This window comes from Sphingomonas olei (assembly GCF_045369765.1).
GTDB lineage: Bacteria > Pseudomonadota > Alphaproteobacteria > Sphingomonadales > Sphingomonadaceae > Sphingomonas > Sphingomonas panaciterrae.
Window position 1 is genome coordinate 92,365 of record NZ_JBIQEU010000001.1, and the last position, 16,336, is coordinate 108,700.

Annotated in this window: 14 protein-coding genes; 6 read left to right on the plus strand and 8 right to left on the minus strand. The window is 65.4% G+C overall.

The window, feature by feature from the left end:
* Nucleotides 1–78: 78 nt before the first annotated feature.
* The 3 genes from carB to carA are packed head-to-tail and all read right to left on the minus strand — an operon-like array spanning nucleotide 79 to nucleotide 4,900.
* Complete coding sequence (gene carB / locus ACH0BU_RS00535) at nucleotides 79–3,408, minus strand: carbamoyl-phosphate synthase large subunit (protein ID WP_500263475.1); 3,330 nt, start codon at nucleotides 3,406–3,408, stop codon at nucleotides 79–81.
* Nucleotides 3,409–3,425: 17 nt separating this feature from the next.
* On the minus strand, nucleotides 3,426–3,725 hold the full coding sequence (locus ACH0BU_RS00540) for a hypothetical protein (protein WP_500263476.1): 300 nt from the start codon (nucleotides 3,723–3,725) through the stop codon (nucleotides 3,426–3,428).
* Nucleotides 3,722–4,900, minus strand: coding sequence for a glutamine-hydrolyzing carbamoyl-phosphate synthase small subunit (carA, locus tag ACH0BU_RS00545; RefSeq protein WP_500263477.1), 1,179 nt, complete (start codon nucleotides 4,898–4,900; stop codon nucleotides 3,722–3,724). Before carA ends, ACH0BU_RS00540 begins: the two co-directional genes overlap by 4 nt.
* A gap of 95 nt (nucleotides 4,901–4,995) precedes the next feature.
* Between carA and ACH0BU_RS00550 the strand changes: the two genes are divergently transcribed.
* The 6 genes from ACH0BU_RS00550 to ACH0BU_RS00575 all read left to right on the plus strand — a co-directional run bounded on the left by ACH0BU_RS00550 (nucleotide 4,996) and on the right by ACH0BU_RS00575 (nucleotide 12,526).
* The gene (locus ACH0BU_RS00550) at nucleotides 4,996–5,448 is read left to right on the plus strand and encodes a GatB/YqeY domain-containing protein (RefSeq protein WP_046408513.1); all 453 of its coding nucleotides are present in this window, start codon (nucleotides 4,996–4,998) and stop codon (nucleotides 5,446–5,448) included.
* Between the two features lie 63 nt (nucleotides 5,449–5,511).
* Nucleotides 5,512–7,404, plus strand: coding sequence for a DNA primase (gene dnaG / locus ACH0BU_RS00555; protein WP_500263478.1), 1,893 nt, complete (start codon nucleotides 5,512–5,514; stop codon nucleotides 7,402–7,404).
* A complete protein-coding gene (rpoD, locus tag ACH0BU_RS00560; protein WP_046408511.1) occupies nucleotides 7,404–9,425 on the plus strand; it encodes an RNA polymerase sigma factor RpoD in 2,022 nt (673 codons plus the stop codon). Before dnaG ends, rpoD begins: the two co-directional genes overlap by 1 nt.
* A gap of 174 nt (nucleotides 9,426–9,599) precedes the next feature.
* On the plus strand, nucleotides 9,600–10,253 hold the full coding sequence (locus tag ACH0BU_RS00565) for a DUF6975 family protein (protein WP_500263479.1): 654 nt from the start codon (nucleotides 9,600–9,602) through the stop codon (nucleotides 10,251–10,253).
* An 84-nt stretch (nucleotides 10,254–10,337) separates the two neighbouring features.
* On the plus strand, nucleotides 10,338–11,192 hold the full coding sequence (locus tag ACH0BU_RS00570; protein WP_046408507.1) for an AAA family ATPase: 855 nt from the start codon (nucleotides 10,338–10,340) through the stop codon (nucleotides 11,190–11,192).
* 200 nt (nucleotides 11,193–11,392) lie between these two features.
* On the plus strand, nucleotides 11,393–12,526 hold the full coding sequence (locus ACH0BU_RS00575; RefSeq protein ID WP_500263480.1) for an aspartyl protease family protein: 1,134 nt from the start codon (nucleotides 11,393–11,395) through the stop codon (nucleotides 12,524–12,526).
* A gap of 10 nt (nucleotides 12,527–12,536) precedes the next feature.
* On the opposite strand, the gene ACH0BU_RS00580 is transcribed toward ACH0BU_RS00575, so the two are convergent.
* The 5 genes from ACH0BU_RS00580 to ACH0BU_RS00600 form a co-directional block, all read right to left on the minus strand.
* Nucleotides 12,537–13,325, minus strand: coding sequence for a beta-barrel domain-containing protein (locus tag ACH0BU_RS00580; RefSeq protein ID WP_500263481.1), 789 nt, complete (start codon nucleotides 13,323–13,325; stop codon nucleotides 12,537–12,539).
* Between the two features lie 71 nt (nucleotides 13,326–13,396).
* Nucleotides 13,397–13,927: a hypothetical protein gene (locus ACH0BU_RS00585; RefSeq protein WP_052742482.1), complete on the minus strand. Its 531-nt coding sequence runs from the start codon at nucleotides 13,925–13,927 to the stop codon at nucleotides 13,397–13,399.
* Between the two features lie 15 nt (nucleotides 13,928–13,942).
* Complete coding sequence (locus ACH0BU_RS00590; protein WP_125945505.1) at nucleotides 13,943–14,476, minus strand: demethoxyubiquinone hydroxylase family protein; 534 nt, start codon at nucleotides 14,474–14,476, stop codon at nucleotides 13,943–13,945.
* Nucleotides 14,473–14,955 (minus strand): disulfide bond formation protein B, encoded by a 483-nt coding sequence (locus tag ACH0BU_RS00595; RefSeq protein ID WP_046408494.1) that lies wholly within the window; start codon nucleotides 14,953–14,955, stop codon nucleotides 14,473–14,475. The genes ACH0BU_RS00590 and ACH0BU_RS00595 overlap by 4 nt, the downstream gene beginning before the upstream one ends.
* The gene (locus ACH0BU_RS00600) at nucleotides 14,952–16,301 is read right to left on the minus strand and encodes a S41 family peptidase (RefSeq protein ID WP_046408492.1); all 1,350 of its coding nucleotides are present in this window, start codon (nucleotides 16,299–16,301) and stop codon (nucleotides 14,952–14,954) included. The genes ACH0BU_RS00595 and ACH0BU_RS00600 overlap by 4 nt, the downstream gene beginning before the upstream one ends.
* Nucleotides 16,302–16,336 lie beyond the last annotated feature (35 nt).

The window sequence follows — 16,336 nt, forward strand, 5'->3', positions numbered from 1 at the left end:
GTGCGCGTCACCCTTCAATAAACCCGTCCCCGAGCGGCCTCCCTTAGCCGCTTCGCACCTCAAACAAATTGTCGGGGATTAGTTGTGCGACTGCGAATAATAGGCCTGCAACGGGCGTACTTCAAGGTTCTGCGACACGGTCGTGATCGCCTTAGCCGCCTGAATGCTGGCCTGGGCGGTGGTGAAGTACGGGATCTTCTGATTCACCGCCGACGCGCGGATCGGCTGCGAATCCTTCAGGCTCTGCCAGCCTTCCGTCGTGTTGAAGATCAGCGCGATGTCGCCGTCCTTGATCCGGTCGACAATGTGCGGCCGGCCCTGCGCCACCTTGTTCACCACCTCGACGGGCAGGCCGGCGCGTTGCAGGTGATCCGCGGTGCCGCCGGTCGCGACGATGGTGAAGCCAGCGTCCACCAGTCCGCGGATCGCGGTCGTGATCGCCGCCTTGTCATTGTCCTTCACGCTGACGAACACCTTGCCGCCGCTCGGCAACACATTGCCCGCGGCGAGCTGCGACTTGGCGAAGGCGGTGGTGAAATCGCGATCGATTCCCATCACTTCGCCCGTAGACTTCATTTCCGGTGACAGGACCGGATCGATTCCGGGGAAGCGGTTGAACGGGAACACGGCTTCCTTCACCGCCACGTAATCGATGTTGCGGTCGATCGTGGGCAGGTCCTTCAGCTTCTCGCCCGCCATCACGCGCGCGGCGATCTTGGCGATCGGTGCGCCGATCGCCTTGGCGACGAACGGCACCGTGCGGCTGGCGCGCGGGTTCACCTCGATCAGATAGACCTTGCCGTCCTTCACCGCGAACTGGATGTTCATCAGGCCGCGCACGCCGAGACCATGCGCCAGCGCCTCCGCCTGACGCTCGATCTCGGCGATGATCTCGGCCGGCAACGAATAAGGCGGGATCGAGCAGGCGCTGTCGCCCGAATGGACACCGGCCTCCTCGATATGTTGCAGCACGCCGGCGACCACGACATCGTCGCCGTCGCAGATCGCGTCCACGTCCACCTCGATCGCGTCACGCAGATACTGGTCGATCAGCACCGGGGCGTCGCCCGACACCTGAACCGCGGTCTGGATATAGTCCTCAAGCTGCTGCGGTCCGTCGACGATCTCCATCGCGCGGCCACCGAGCACGAAGCTCGGGCGCATCAGCACCGGATAGCCGACCCGCTCGGCGACGTTCAGCGCCTCTTCACGGCTGCGCGCGATGCCGTTGTTCGGCTGAAGCAGGCGCAGCTTGTCGACCAGCGCGGCGAACTGCTCGCGATCCTCCGCCAGATCGATGGCCGAAGGCGAGGTGCCGAGGATCGGGATCCCGGCCGCCTCGATCGCACGCGCCAGGTTAAGCGGCGTCTGGCCACCGAACTGGACGATGACCCCGACGAGCTCGCCCTTGGACTGCTCGACGTGCAGGATCTCCAGCACGTCCTCAGCCGTCAGTGGCTCGAAATACAGGCGATCCGACGTGTCATAATCGGTCGACACCGTTTCCGGGTTACAATTGACCATGATCGTCTCGAACCCGGCATCCGCCAGCGCGAAACACGCGTGGCAGCAGCAGTAATCGAACTCGATTCCCTGCCCGATCCGGTTCGGCCCGCCGCCCAGGATCACGATCTTGCGACGATCCGACGGCATCGCCTCGTTCTCGGCTTCACCAAAGGTGGGCGCCTCATAGGTCGAATACATGTACGGCGTCTTCGCATCGAACTCCGCCGCGCAGGTGTCGATGCGCTTGAACACCGGGCGCGCGCCAAGCTTGTGGCGATGCTCGCGCACCTCCTGCTCGGTGACGCCGCCGGTCATCGCCTTCACTGCCTCGTGAATCAGGCCCGACCCTTGCGCGATGCCGCGACGCATGCCCCGCAGATTGGCCGACTGCAGCGCAAGCCACGCGAGACGCTTGTCGCTGAAGCCCATCGCCTTCAGCCGGCGCATCCCCGCCGCGTCGATCGGCAGGCCGTTGCGACACACTTCTTCCTCGGCGCGGACGATCTCCTCGATCCGCTCCAGGAACCAGGGATCGTATTTGGCGATCGCGTGCACCTCGGCGACGGTGAAGCCTTCGCGCAGCGCCTGTGCGGCGACCAGCAGGCGATCGGGCGAAGCGACGGCAAGCGCCGCCTCGATCTCGGCACGCGGTGCGCCGACCAGCCGCTCAACCCGGTCGAAGCCGCTGAGGCCGGTCTCCAGACCACGCAGCGCCTTCTGCATCGATTCGTGAATGTTGCGTCCGATCGCCATGACTTCGCCGACGCTCTTCATCGCAGTCGACAGAACCGCCTCGGCGCCCTTGAACTTCTCGAAGGCGAAGCGTGGGATCTTGGTGACGACGTAGTCGATCGTCGGCTCGAAGCTCGCGGGCGTCGCGCCGGTGATGTCGTTCTCGATCTCGTCGAGCGTATAGCCCACCGCCAGCTTCGCCGCGACCTTGGCGATCGGAAAGCCGGTGGCCTTCGACGCCAGCGCAGACGAGCGCGACACGCGCGGGTTCATCTCGATCACGATCAGGCGGCCATCCTTTGGATTGACCGCGAACTGTACGTTCGAACCGCCTGTTTCCACGCCGATTTCGCGCAGCACCGCAATGCTGGCGTTGCGCATGATCTGATATTCCTTGTCGGTCAGCGTCAGCGCAGGCGCGACAGTGATCGAGTCGCCCGTGTGGACGCCCATCGGATCGATATTCTCGATCGAGCAGATGATGATGCAATTGTCCGCACGGTCGCGGACCACCTCCATCTCATATTCCTTCCAGCCGAGCAGCGACTCCTCGATCAGCACCTCGGTGGTCGGCGATGCGTCCAGCCCCTTGCGGACGATCTCGAGGAACTCCTCGCGGTTGTACGCGACGCCGCCGCCGGTGCCGCCCAGCGTGAAGCTTGGCCGGATAATGGCGGGGAGCCCGGTTTTCTCCAGCGCCTCAAGCGCCTCCGCCTCGGTATGCGCGACGGCAGAGCGGGCACTTTCCAGCCCGATCTTGTCCATCGCGTTGCGGAACTTCTGCCGGTCCTCGGCCTTGTCGATCGCCTCGGCATCGGCGCCGATCATGGTGACGCCGTACTTCTCCAGCGTGCCATCATGGAAAAGCGCCAGCGCGGTGTTGAGCGCGGTCTGCCCGCCCATGGTGGGGAGCACTGCGTCGGGCCGCTCCTTCTCGATGATCTTCGCCACGATCTCCGGCGTGATCGGCTCGACATAGGTCGCGTCGGCCAGTTCGGGATCGGTCATGATCGTCGCCGGGTTCGAATTGACCAGGACGATGCGATAGCCCTCTTCCTTGAGCGCCTTGATCGCCTGTGTGCCCGAATAATCGAACTCGCACGCCTGACCGATCACGATCGGCCCGGCGCCAATGACGAGGATGGAGGAGATGTCGGTGCGCTTGGGCATTATGTCTCTCTTGGTCCTTACTCGGCAGCCCCTGCCCCGACGCCCATCGGCGTGAGGCTGGCTCCCGAAATCTTCTTCACTTCGGCGGCGATGCAAGCGGCAGCCTGTTCGGCCTCTGAAGCTGGCATGTCACCCGGCAATTCCATCGTCACGTTCGAGGCCGATGTGGCCTTCAGCCGCGCTGTCGCCACCCCGCATGTATTGGGGATGGAAGAAAGCCGCGCCTGCAACTGATGCTGGTTCGCCGGCGCAGCCTGCGAACAGGCGGCCAAAACGAGGGTCAGCACCGGGGCAGCAAGCTGGCCCCGCGTGATCAACGCAGCGAACCCACGAACCGTTCGAACAGGTAGAAGCTGTCTTGCGGCCCCGGGCTCGCCTCCGGGTGATATTGCACGCTGAACGCGGGCTTGTCGGTCAGCTCCAGTCCGGCATTGCTGCCATCGAACAGCGACACATGCGTCTCGCGGGCGTTCGCCGGAAGGCTTTCGCGCTCCACCGAGAAGCCGTGGTTCATGCTGGTGATCTCGACCGCGCCGTCCGCGAGGCGCTTCACCGGATGGTTCGCGCCGCGGTGACCCTGGAACATCTTGGTCGTGCGTGCACCAACCGCCAGGCCGAGCAGCTGGTGGCCAAGGCAAATGCCAAACAAGGGCTTGTTGGTGTCGAGCAGCTTCTGGATCACCGGAACGGCATATTCGCCGGTCGCGGCGGGATCGCCCGGGCCGTTCGACAGGAAGATGCCGTCAGGGTTGAGCGACATGATCGTGTCGAAGTCGGTTTCCGCCGGCACCACCGATACCTTCGCGCCCGCCTGAACAAGGTTGCGGAAGATGTTGTGCTTGCTGCCGTAATCGATCGCGACGACGTGTGGGCGATCCTCACCCTCGGCGCCGTCATAACCGAAGCCGATGCGCCAGATACCGCCGGCGCGATCCGCACCCCAGGTGCCGTGCGTTTCGCGGGTCACTTCCCTGGCGAGGTCCATGCCCTCGAGCCCCGGCCATTCGCGCGCCATCCTCAGCAGCAGATCGAGATCAAATCGGCCATCTGCGGCATGGGCGACGACACCATTCGGCGCACCCCCGGCCCGAATGCGCCGGGTCAGCGCGCGCGTGTCGATGCCGGCGAGGCCGATGCGCGCGTGCCGCTTCATCCAGCCTTCGAGATTCTCGGCGGCGCGGAAGTTGGACGGTGTGGTCGGATCCTCGCGCACGATCATGCCCAGCGCATGCGGCTCATCCGCCTCGACGTCATCGGGGTTCGCACCGACATTGCCGATATGCGGAAAGGTGAAGGTGATGATCTGCCCGGCGAAGCTCGGGTCCGTCATGATTTCCTGATAGCCGGTCATCGCGGTGTGGAAGCACACCTCGCCAACGGCCTGTCCCTCGGCACCGAATCCACGGCCCCACAGCACATCGCCCGTTGCCAGAACGAGGACACCTGTGGCCCCATCGGGCTGAGGCGCGTGCGTGGGTATTGCGTCTGCCATGGTGGCGGGCACTCCTGGTAAGCGGCGATGTACGTTAAGTGGGGCGCGCTAAACTCGCCCCTCCGCCACGTCAATCTGATATGGCCTCAGGAACCATGATTCGAGACGATATCAAGCAAGCCCAGATCGCTGCCATGAAGGCCGGCGACAAGGAAACCCGCGCCGCGATCGGCCTGATCCAGGCCGCGATCAAGAATCGCGACATCGAAGCGCGCACCCAGTCCAACGCGCCGGACGACGACGCGCTGGTGGTCGAAGTGCTGCAGAAGATGAAGAAGCAGCGCACCGAGTCGATCCAGATGTTCCGCAACGGCGGGCGAGAGGAACTGGCCAAGGCCGAAGAGGCCGAAGTGGCGGTGATCGATCGCTTCCTGCCCAAGCAGATGGACGAAGCGGAGACGACCGCCGCGATCGAGGCGATCAAGGCCGATATCGGCGCCGCCGGGATGAAGGACATGGGCCGGGTGATGGCCGAACTGAAGGCGCGGCACGGCACCGTGCTCGACATGTCCAAGGCAAGCGGCCTCGTGAAGGCGGCTCTGGCTTAACTCTGAACGCCCCTCCCGCTTGCGGGAGGGTTTTGGGAAGCGCATGTCTTCACGAGCAACACCATGTCGCTGACCCCCGCCTTTCTTGACGAGCTGCGCGCGCGCACGTCGCTGTCTGCGCTGATCGGCAAGACAACCAAGCTCACCAAGGCGGGGCGTGAGCACAAGGGCTGCTGCCCGTTTCATAACGAGAAGACGCCCAGCTTCTACGTCAACGACGACAAGGGCTTCTATCACTGCTTCGGCTGCTCGGCGCATGGCGATGCGATTCGCTGGATGACCGACCAGCGGGGCCTGCCCTTTATCGATGCGGTTAAGGAGCTGGCGCAGGCGGCGGGCATGGACATGCCCGCCCCTGACAAGCGCGCCGCGGCGCGGGCCGAGAAGGCGAACTCGCTCCACGACGTGATGACCGCTGCGGCGGAGTGGTTTCGCCAGCAGCTTGACGGGATCGAGGGCACCGCCGCGCGCGCCCTGCTCGACAAGCGCGGGATTTCGGATGCGACCCGGCGCACTTTCGGGTTCGGATTCGCGCCAGACGCCCGCGGCAAGCTGCGCGCGGCGCTGAAGCAGTTCGGCGACGCCATGCTGATCGAGGCGGGATTGCTGATCAGCGTGGAGGGCAAGGAACCCTATGACCGGTTCCGCGGCCGACTGATGATCCCGATTCGCGATGCACGCGGGCGCGTGATCGCCTTTGGCGGGCGGATCATCGGCGATGGCGAGCCGAAATATCTGAACTCCCCCGACACGCCGCTCTTCGACAAGGGGCGCACGCTCTACAACCTCGATCGCGCCCTGCCCGCCGCGCGCAAGGCAGACCGCGTGCTGGTGGTCGAGGGGTATATGGATGCGATTGCCCTTGCGCAGGCGGGGATCGGGGAAGTGGTCGCGCCGCTCGGCACCGCGCTGACCGAACACCAGCTCGAGCGGCTATGGCGGATTGTCGATGTGCCGACGCTTTGCCTCGACGGGGACAATGCCGGGCAGAAGGCCGCGATCCGTGCCGCGCACCGCGCGATGCCGCTGCTCGCCCCCGGTCGCAGCCTCCAGTTCGTCACCTTGCCGGAGGGGCAGGATCCCGACGACCTGATCCACGCGAAGGGCGCCGGCGCTTTCGAGGCGCTGGTACGCGAGGCGACGCCGCTGGTTGATCGGTTATGGACGCATGAAGTCGCGGCCGAGCCGCTCACGACGCCCGAACAGCGCGCCGGCTTTCGCGCCCGCATGGCCGAGCTGGCCAAGACCATCGGCGATCCGGTGGTACAGTCGGAGTATCGGGCAGAGTTCCGCCGTCGTTATGACGAGCAGTTCGGGCAGACCCGCCGCCCGTTCGAGCGCGGGCGCAGCTTTGAACCCCGGCAGCCATTCGTGCCCAGACGGCCGGGACAGAAATGGACGCCCCCGCCCCTGCCCGTCACGGACGACGCCAAGGCGTTTCGCGCGGCCGGGATCGACCGGGTGCTGGCCAAGGCCGTACTCGCCGGGCTGATCCGCCACCCGGCCGAAATCGCCCGCCATATGGAAGTGCTGGGATCGCTGCGCATGGCCGATGGCGCGCTTGGCCGATTGTTTGAGGCAGTGGTCGATGTTGCGCTTGAGGATCGGGAGCTTGATAGCGCCCGCCTCGTCACCATATTGCGGAACAGCGGTTTCGAAGCAGTCGCCCGTGACCTGCTGAGAGCAGATACAATGCCTTATTCCTTTACGCAGCCGACGGGGGATGCGTCGCGCGCCCGGGAAGACCTGGACGAAGCGATCGCGATCCTGGTGACGCAGCCTGAAGTGGATGCGGCACTGGCTGATGCAACGTCCGCCATGCAGGCGCGCTTCACCGACGAGGCGTTCCAGCGACAGGTGGCGTTGGTGAAAGAAAAACAGGCGCTGGAGCTTCGGCTTGCAAATCTCGTTCAGTCGAACGAAGACGCCCGCGCTTTTGATTCCGAGGACGATTGATGGCGAAGGTTAACGGTAGCGGTGCAGAAGACGGTGTTGAACTGGCTGATGCCCCGCTGATCGACCTGAACGACGCGGACGTCAAAAAGCTGATCGCTCGCGCCAAGAAGCGCGGGTACATCACCTATGATGAGCTGAACGCCGCCCTGCCGCAGGACCAGATGTCCAGCGACCAGCTCGAGGACGTGATGTCCGCGCTCAACGAAATGGGCGTCAACATCGTCGAGAACGAGGAAGCCGGCGAGGACGGCGACGAGCAGGAGCAGCCGGAGGACGAGGTCGAATCGGTCGACGTCGACCAGGGCACCGCGCCCGCCGTCGAGAAGAAGAAGGAAACTGTCGATCGCACCGATGATCCGGTGCGCATGTACCTGCGCGAGATGGGCGCCGTCGAGCTGCTCAGCCGCGAGGGCGAGATCGCGATCGCCAAGCGTATCGAAGCCGGCCGTGACACGATGATCATGGGCCTGTGCGAGTCGCCGATCACCTTCAACGCGATCATCGACTGGTCCACCCAGCTGAACGAAGGCACGATGCAGCTGCGCGAGATCATCGATCTCGATGCGATGCTGTCCAAGGGTCCGTCGGCCGAGCAGGTCGAGGGTGCCGAGGACGACAATGGCGAGATCAGCGAGAAGACCGCCGGCACCTCGTTCAAGGAAGAGGACGAGCCGGAGGAAGCATCGTCGGACGACGACGATGACATGACCGAGCGTCGTACGCCGCGCGCGTCGGACGAGGAAGAGGAGGACAATACCCTCAGCCTCGCGCAGATGGAGGAAACGCTCAAGCCGATGGCGCTTGAGAAGTTCGCCAACATCACCTCGATCTACAAGAAATTCTCGAAGATGCAGCAGGGCCGGCTCGACGCCATGGGCGGCGGGACCGAGCTGACCGCGGCGGACGAGCGCAAGTATCAGAAGCTGCGCGAGGAGCTGACGGCCGAGGTCGAGAGCGTCCAGTTCCACAACGCCAAGATCGAGTATCTGGTCGACCAGCTGTACAGCTACAACCGGCGTTTGACCGCGCTGGGCGGGCAGATGCTGCGACTGGCCGAGCGGCACAAGGTAAGCCGCAAGGACTTCCTCGATCGCTACATGGGCCATGAGCTTGACGACACGTTCCTGGCGACCGTCAACGGCCTTGACAAGAAGTGGACCGCCTTCGCCACCAACGAGGCGGCCGCCGTCGAGCGTATCCGCAGCGAAATCGCCGAGATCTCGCAGCAGACCGGCATGGCGCTCGGCGAGTTCCGCCGCATCGTGAACATGGTGCAGAAGGGCGAGCGCGAGGCGCGTATCGCCAAGAAGGAGATGGTCGAGGCGAACCTGCGCCTCGTGATCTCGATCGCCAAGAAGTACACGAACCGCGGCCTGCAGTTCCTGGATCTCATCCAGGAGGGCAACATCGGCCTGATGAAGGCGGTGGACAAGTTCGAGTATCGCCGTGGCTACAAGTTCTCCACCTATGCCACGTGGTGGATCCGGCAGGCGATCACCCGCTCGATCGCGGACCAGGCGCGCACGATCCGTATCCCGGTCCACATGATCGAGACGATCAACAAGCTGGTGCGCACCAGTCGGCAGTTCCTCCACGAGCAGGGCCGCGAGCCGACGCCGGAGGAAATGGCCGAGCGCCTTTCCATGCCGCTGGAGAAGGTGCGCAAGGTGATGAAGATCGCCAAGGAGCCGATCTCCCTCGAAACGCCGATCGGCGACGAGGAAGATAGCCACCTGGGCGATTTCATCGAGGACAAGAACGCGGTGATCCCGGTGGACGCCGCGATCCAGGCGAACCTGAAGGAAACGGTCACTCGCGTCCTTGCCAGCCTCACGCCGCGTGAGGAGCGCGTGCTTCGCATGCGCTTTGGCATCGGCATGAACACCGACCACACGCTGGAGGAAGTCGGCCAGCAGTTCAGCGTGACGCGCGAACGCATCCGCCAGATCGAGGCCAAGGCGCTTCGCAAGCTGAAGCACCCGAGCCGAAGCCGCAAGATGCGCAGCTTCCTCGACCAGTGAGGATCCAGCGGGCGGGAAGAGCGATCTTCCCGCCCGCTCTGTTTGCAGCCCCGACGGCCGGGTCCGCTACGGTCATCGCCACGACAATGCAGCCAACGTTGATCGATGGCGCTTAACCGCGTCTTTACCTTGTTTTGCGATCCTCCGGCGCAACTCGTCGGAAGGTATGTTTTGGTGACTCCCAACGCGGGCTTTGCATCGATCCGTCACGCGCTTGACGCCATCGTGGCGGCAGACGGTACAGCGGGTTGTGCCCATGTCGCCGCGCTGGTCGATGGCGACGGCGCCGTGCGCGACCTGGCTGATGCCGTCCATGCGCTCTGCGCGCTACATGGCAGCGCGCCCAGCCTCGTCGAGCGCGCAATACATGCGAATGGCGCGGCGCCGCTCCGGGACTGGTTGCGCGTTGCTGCGACCGGCTTCGATGAGGAGCGGCACCTGCTGGCTGCGCTGACGGCCGCGATCGGGCCGCGCCCGTCCACCCCGCGCGCGACGCAGGCGGAGGCGGCCCTCACCGGCCAGCACCATGCCCTGACTACCCTCGCTTCGTCCGAGCGGGCGGGCTGCGCCGTGGGAGCTGCTCTTGCCTTGCTGCTCGACTGGCACGCGATCAGGAACGTGCTGGGCGTCGCGGCCTGTTGCGCGGAAATGGTGTTGCTGCCCGCGGCTATTCCGCCGCAGGAGGACATCATCGCGGCCGCCGCGACGATCGCTCAGCAGCCGGCTCCTGCTCGCGCGCTGGCGTTCGGCGCGCAGCAGCTCGCGCTCCAGCATCGCGGCCTGTGGCAGTTGCTGGCCGCGCGGATGGAAGCACGCAACGCGCTTTGACCGCGCAGCACGGCAAGCGTCTTGCACCCGCCCGAAAATTCCCGCATCGCCATACCCGATAGTCGAACAAGACGGGATGAGGGCATGAAGCGCTTCGAGGGCACGCAGAGCTACGTCGCAACCGATGATTTGAAGGTTGCGGTCAACGCGGCCGTGGCGCTTCGCCGGCCGCTGCTCGTGAAGGGCGAGCCGGGCACCGGAAAAACCGTCCTTGCCTATGAAATCGCGAAGGCGACCGGCGCACCCCTGATCGAGTGGAACGTGAAATCCACCACCAAGGCGCAGCAGGGCCTGTATGAATATGACGCGGTGGCGCGCCTGCGTGATGGCCAGCTCGGCGACGAGCGGGTTCACGACATCTCCAACTACATCCGCAAGGGCAAGCTGTGGGAAGCGTTCACCGCGCCCCAGCTTCCGGTGTTGCTCATCGACGAGATCGACAAGGCGGACATCGAATTCCCGAACGACCTTCTGCAAGAACTCGATCGCATGGAATTCCATGTCTACGAGACGAAGGAAACCGTGCGCGCGGTCGAGCGTCCGATCGTGGTGATCACGTCCAACAATGAGAAGGAATTGCCCGACGCTTTCCTGCGCCGCTGCTTCTTCCATTATATCAAATTCCCTGATCGCGAGACGATGCAGGCGATCATCGACGTACACTTCCCCGGCATCCAGCGGATGCTGGTGTCAAAGGCGCTCGACATCTTCTACGACGTCCGCGACGTTCCGGGCCTGAAGAAGAAGCCGTCCACCAGCGAGTTGCTCGACTGGCTGAAGCTGCTGCTGCACGAGGACATGCCGCTCGAGGTGCTGCAGAACCGCGACCCGACCAAGGCGATCCCGCCACTGCATGGCGCGCTGCTGAAGAACGAACAGGATGTGATGCTGTTCGAACGGCTCGCCTTCATGGCCAAGCGCCAGGCGAACAAGGGCTGAGTAGGTTCGCCCCGCCGGACCGGCGGGGCGGCCGCTCTTCCATCAGATCCGTCGCGCAATTTCCGGATAGGCACCCGCGTTTGGGGTCGCTACGCCAGCCTGTGTCCCTGATCCTGTCGATCGCTGCAACGGCGGCCTCCCCGGCCCTTGGCGCGGGATCCCTCCCGTTTTCCCCTTCGGTCGAGTCTGGCGCGCCGGTGATGTCCCCGGCGGCGCAGCCTCAGGGCGTGTTCGTTCTGGCGCCCGATGCTGAAAGCCGCTGGGTGCCGTTCGATTTCACGCCGGGGAACCAGCTGCGCTTCTCGCTCACGATCGATGGCCGTCCGGCAACCGCAATCCTCGACACCGGCGTCAGCTATTCGGTTTTGTCGCGCCGCTTTGCCGACGCAGCCGCGCTCAAGGTCATGGCGGGCGGCAGTGCGACGGCCATCGGTGGTTTGGTGCCGATCGGCTGGGCGGCGACCCGGGACGTGAGCTTTGGCGCGCTGACGCGGCAGGGTGGCGGCCTTACCGTGGCGACGCTGCCGGCGCTGGCAACCGGCAGTACCGAGCCGGTCGACCTTCTCGTCGGACGTGACCTCACCGCGCGCTATGCGCTCGACATCGACTTCGAGGCGCGCCGTTTCCGACTGCTACCAAGCGGACGATTGCCGTTCCGCGGCCGGGCCGCGCCGCTCTCCATCTCGCGTGATCGGATGGTCTATGTCAGCCAGGCCGCGCTGGGCGCCACGCACCTGCGGCCGATGATCGTCGATACGGGGGATGGATCATCGATAACGGTAACCTCGCCAGGCTGGCAGGCGGCTGCGATCGACAATGTGCGCACGACGACGACGATTTCCTTCGGTCTGGCGGGCACCGTCACCAACACGATCGGCATCGTGCCGAGCCTGCGGATCGGCGAGTTGGTCGCGCGCAATGTCGAGGTGCGTATCGAGCCGCCGCGCGGGTTTTCAGAGTCGATCGATGCCGCCGGCCGGATCGGGACGGGATTTCTGCAGAACTATCGCGTCCTGCTGGACCCGGGCGCGGGCCGCATGATCCTGTCGCCCGGCCGCAAGGCTGATTTGCCGCCACAGCGCTCCACCAGCGGGCTGCTGTTCGGGATCGACCGCGATCGTCTGCGTGTGCTGCACGTCATGCGCGGCAGCCCGGCGGCGGAATCCGGATGGCAGGAGGGCGACATGATTTGCCGCATCGACGGGCAGCCTGTCCCGCGCAACTATGGCACCCTGCCGCTCGCGACCTGGTCCGCGGGCAAGCCGGGACGAACCGTCGCCTTGGGCCTGTGCGATGGACGCGAGCGAATGCTGACGCTGCGCGAATTCTATTGAGGCGCGGGGATCACTGCCGGAACGCGCGGTTGAATTGATCCACCAGCGGTTTGACCAGGTAGGACATCAGCGAACGTCGTCCAGTCTGCATATAGGCCTCCACCGGCATGCCGACCTTCAGCTTCAGATTGCCGAGCTTCTGCACCTCCGACTCCGGCACCCGCAGCCGGGCTTCAAAGAAGGTCGCGCCGGTGCGCTCGTCACTCTTTCGATCCGCGCCGATGTAGAACAGTTCGCCCGTCAGCTCGGGCGTCGTCTGGGCGCTGAAGGCGGCAAAGGTTGCGCCGTCCAGCCGCACCTCTCCAGCGAGCGGCAGCAAGGTGCCGCGATGCCGCGAAGCAAGGTGGATTTCCCGCCCCGCGCGCCCCCATGATCGCGATCGCCTCCCCGCATGGGCGACGAACGAGACGCGGCGCACGCCGAGGATGATCGAACCGGTGCAGACGCTGGTAACCCATTGCGCAGACGCGCCAATTTGTTCGACCCACGCCATTGCGGCATCATCCGCGATCACCTGATTGACGCCGATTCCGCCGGGTATGCAGAGGATGTCGGCGGTCGGCACGTCGGCGAAGGTGGCGGTCGGGAGGATCGAGAAACCGGCGTCGGTGGGGACCGGGTCCAGCGTCTTCCAGACGAGGTCGAGACGGGCATCGCCGCCGAGTCGAGAGAGCACCTGGGCGGGACCGGTGAGGTCGAGTTGGGTGACGTTGGGGAACAGCAGGAATGCGACGCGCAAGGGGCCTCTCCTATCCTGATCCGGCCGGAATGCCGGGTGATGAGCGGCCGCCATCGTCATGCCGGCGGCCTGTATGCGTGACGCATTTGGAGACAATCGGCCGCGTTCGGCCGCGTCGCGGCCAGATGCGATCAGAAGGGATCGAGGTTCGGATTCGCGCCCTGTTCGCGGGCCTGGGCCTCGCGCTTCGACCGGCGGGCGTTCTGGACGAAACAGCCGGTCGCGCCGCCCGCGCCGACCGTGCTGCACGAGCCGACCCCGACCGCGCCGACGTCCTGGTTGCCCTTTTCACGCGCCGCCCAGCTTTCGTTCTCCGGCGTCACCTCAAGCGTGCGCACTTCCTGCGGGATGCGGAATTGCTCCTGCGCGCTGCGGCGCTGGCAGACGACGATTTCCTCGCCATTGCTGTTCGTCGGGCAGCGTTCGTTGCCGTAGAGAACGAGCACGCCATTGACCGGGGCGCCACGCGCGGTTTCGGTCGAGACGGTCTGGCGGCTGGCGCGCGGCGCGCCGGGCAGTGCCACCGGCTTCGACGGCGGGGGTACGATCACGACCTTGGGCGGCGACGCGGGCGCGCCATCGACCGGCGCCGTCTGTACCGTCTGGGCCGCCAGCGGGCTGGCGATCAGCAGGGCCAGCACCGACGTTCCGATCAATCGCATCGCTCCAACTCTCCTTCAGATCCGCTTGGCGGTGGCGATCGCCGCGCGGCAGCCGAGGCGGATCACCGCCGACAGCAGCGGATAGGCCGGCGCATCCTCCGCGCCGCTGGCCAGCGCCTTGTCGCGATGTTCCAGCTCCTCCGCCTGGAATTCGGCGATCGCGTCGCTGAGTTCGGGATCGTCCGTGCCAAGCTCAACCAGCTGCTCGGCATAATGTTTGTCGATTTCCGTCTCGACCGCCGCAGTGCAGGCCATCGCGGCCTCCGGACCGATCGCGGCCGTGACCGCGCCCAGCGCAAAGCCGGCGACATCCCAGAACGGCTGGAACAAGGTCGGCCGCACGCCGCGCTCGGCGATCAGTCGGTCGAAGAACTGCCGGTGGCGTTCCTCCTGCAGCGCCATGCCCGCGATCTCGCGCGCGGCGGGCGAGCGGTGGCCCATGATGGCGAGCTGCCCGGCGTAAATGCGCGTCGCGCCGAATTCACCGGCCTGATCGACGCGGATCATCGCCTTGGTATCGCGCCGGCGATCACCGGGTTTCCAGTTCATCGTGCCTTTCCAATCAAGACGCCGATCACCGCGGCTCCACCGAGCGACAGGATGGCATTGTACCCAGCCAGGGAAACGCCGAACAACGTCCATTGTGCCGCGTCGCACCGCACGACCGGCGCAGCGAGAATCCGGCGGAGCATCTCGTCAGTCGACACGCCCTCCCCCCCGGCCATCGTCGAGCAGGCGGTGATGCCGGGCCACCAATGATATTCCACGCCGGCGTGGAACACGCCGATGAGGCCGGAGAGCGCGATCAGCAGCGCGGCCACCGCCGTCATCGTCACCTTGCTGGAGCGACCCGGCACGATGAACGCGAACGCCGCGCAGACGACCGCGGCATAATGCGGCCAGCGTTGCCAGTGGCACATCTCGCACGGGGCCAGCCCGCCGATCAGTTGCGATCCCCAGGCACCCGCCAGCAGCAGCAATGGCAAAAGCAGCGCGATCAGACGCGCGCGTGTCTGCGACTGGGTCACTTCGCCGCAACATCCTTCTTCATCGATGCCGTGACGGCGGCGACCTGCGGCGGGCCGCCGAGCCGCGCGATCGTCTTCAGCGCGTACCAGAGCTGGAAGTCCTCCACGCCCTGCTTCTTCAGTTCGTCCGGCGTTGCCGAGAAGCGCGGATCGTCCTTCGTATCCTCCTCGAGGATCTTGTCGTCGGCCTTCACCTCATTGATGAGGTGGCGGCGAAGATCCGCCTCGCGGAATACCGGGCGCGACTTGTAATCAGGGTCGCTGATCTGCGGCACGGCGATATCGGGTTCGATACCCCCTTCCTGCACCGAGCGGCCCGACGGGGTGTAATAACGCGCGGTGGTGAGGCGCAGCGCCGTCGTCGGCCCGATCTGAAGCAGCGTCTGGACCGAACCCTTGCCGAAGGTACGTTCGCCCATGACGAGGCCGCGGTGATGATCCTGGATCGCGCCGGCGACGATTTCCGAGGCCGATGCGGTACCGCTGTCGGTGAGCACGATGATCGGCAGGCCGTGCGCCATGTCGCCGGGCTTGGCGTAATAACGCTCGATATCGCCCTTCTCACGGCCGCGCTGCGACACGACCTCGCCGCCCTCGAGGAAGACGTCGGCGACCTCGATCGCCTGGGTCAGCAGCCCGCCGCCGTTGGAGCGAAGATCGACGACATAGCCGAGCGGGCGGCGGCCGAGCGCCTTTTCGATCGCGACCATCGCGGCGCGCGTGTCGGCGCCAGTGGTTTCGGAGAAGGTGTTGATGTTGAGATAGCCGACATCGCCCTTCACTTCCCATTTGACCGGGCGCTGGACGATCAGCTCGCGCGTCAGCGTCAGCTCCATCGGCTTGTCGCGGCCGGGGCGGACAATGGTGATCGCCAGCTTCGAGCCCGGCTTGCCACGCATCTGGGCCACCGCCTCATCGAGCGACCCGCCGTAGATCAGCTTTCCATCGATGTGGGTGATATAGTCGCCGGCCTTGATCCCGGCGCGCCACGCGGGCGAATCCTCCTGCGGGGCGATGACCTTCACCGCGCCATCCTCCAGCGAGACGGTGAGGCCGAGGCCGCCGTAATTACCCTCGGTCGCGATGCGCAGGTTTTCGTAATCGGCCGCGTCGACATAGCCCGAATGCGGATCGAGCGAGGCGAGCATGCCGTCGATCGCGCCCTTGATCAGCTGCGCATCGGTGACCTTGTCGACATAGTCCGCCTTGACGCGATTATACACGTCCATGAAGCGTTCCATCTCGCGATAGGCACTGGCATCCACCGCCGCCATCGCCCCCGTGGTCACGGGTGCGAGCGCCAGCGTCGCGACCAGGGCAGTGGCGGAAAGCAGCGGGAACTTCATAGGTGTGCGTCCTAGGGCGTACCGGATCGACAGGC

Bases quoted from the DNA above. Each gene is read 5' to 3' on its own strand.
- ACH0BU_RS00550 (WP_046408513.1), top strand. From the start codon at position 4,996: ATGATTCGAGACGATATCAAGCAAGCCCAGATCGCTGCCATGAAGGCC.
- ACH0BU_RS00585 (WP_052742482.1), bottom strand. From the start codon at position 13,927: ATGCGATTGATCGGAACGTCGGTGCTGGCCCTGCTGATCGCCAGCCCG.
- dnaG (WP_500263478.1), top strand. From the start codon at position 5,512: ATGTCGCTGACCCCCGCCTTTCTTGACGAGCTGCGCGCGCGCACGTCG.
- ACH0BU_RS00570 (WP_046408507.1), top strand. From the start codon at position 10,338: ATGAAGCGCTTCGAGGGCACGCAGAGCTACGTCGCAACCGATGATTTG.
- rpoD (WP_046408511.1), top strand. From the start codon at position 7,404: ATGGCGAAGGTTAACGGTAGCGGTGCAGAAGACGGTGTTGAACTGGCT.
- ACH0BU_RS00600 (WP_046408492.1), bottom strand. From the start codon at position 16,301: ATGAAGTTCCCGCTGCTTTCCGCCACTGCCCTGGTCGCGACGCTGGCG.
- ACH0BU_RS00575 (WP_500263480.1), top strand. From the start codon at position 11,393: ATGTCCCCGGCGGCGCAGCCTCAGGGCGTGTTCGTTCTGGCGCCCGAT.
- carB (WP_500263475.1), bottom strand. From the start codon at position 3,408: ATGCCCAAGCGCACCGACATCTCCTCCATCCTCGTCATTGGCGCCGGG.
- ACH0BU_RS00580 (WP_500263481.1), bottom strand. From the start codon at position 13,325: ATGACGATGGCGGCCGCTCATCACCCGGCATTCCGGCCGGATCAGGAT.
- carA (WP_500263477.1), bottom strand. From the start codon at position 4,900: ATGGCAGACGCAATACCCACGCACGCGCCTCAGCCCGATGGGGCCACA.
- ACH0BU_RS00590 (WP_125945505.1), bottom strand. From the start codon at position 14,476: ATGAACTGGAAACCCGGTGATCGCCGGCGCGATACCAAGGCGATGATC.